This window comes from Idiomarina sp. Sol25, from assembly GCF_033052775.1.
Taxonomy (GTDB): Bacteria; Pseudomonadota; Gammaproteobacteria; order Enterobacterales; family Alteromonadaceae; genus Idiomarina.
Genome location: NZ_JAUPEW010000214.1, coordinates 1 through 245, shown reverse-complemented (window position 1 = coordinate 245; position 245 = coordinate 1). Strand labels below are relative to the sequence as shown.

The following is a 245-nucleotide window of genomic DNA, read 5'->3' as shown; positions in this document are numbered from 1 at the left end:
GGCGACGGCAGCGATGTTCTCTATGGAGAGGACGGCCATGACAGCATCGACGGCGGCAATGGTCACGAACAGATCTAGGGCGGCGCGGGCGACGACAGCTTGTCCGGCGGCACCGGTGCCGACAACATCTATGGCGGTGCGGACATTGACACGCTGGCAGGTGGCAGCTCTACCGCCCAACTGCTTGGCGGAATTGGCAACGACAGCATCAGCGGCGGCACCGGCGCCGATACGCTCTATGGCGG

General features: G+C 64.9%; 2 protein-coding genes. Both read left to right on the top strand.

Going from position 1 to position 245, the window contains the following annotated elements:
• Nucleotides 1-78: hypothetical protein (locus tag Q5L94_RS14310; RefSeq protein ID WP_411161956.1), on the top strand; the 78-nt coding region annotated here is incomplete at its 5' end.
• A gap of 21 nt (nucleotides 79-99) precedes the next feature.
• The coding region (locus Q5L94_RS14305) for a calcium-binding protein (RefSeq protein WP_411161955.1) at nucleotides 100-245 on the top strand (146 nt) is incomplete at its 3' end.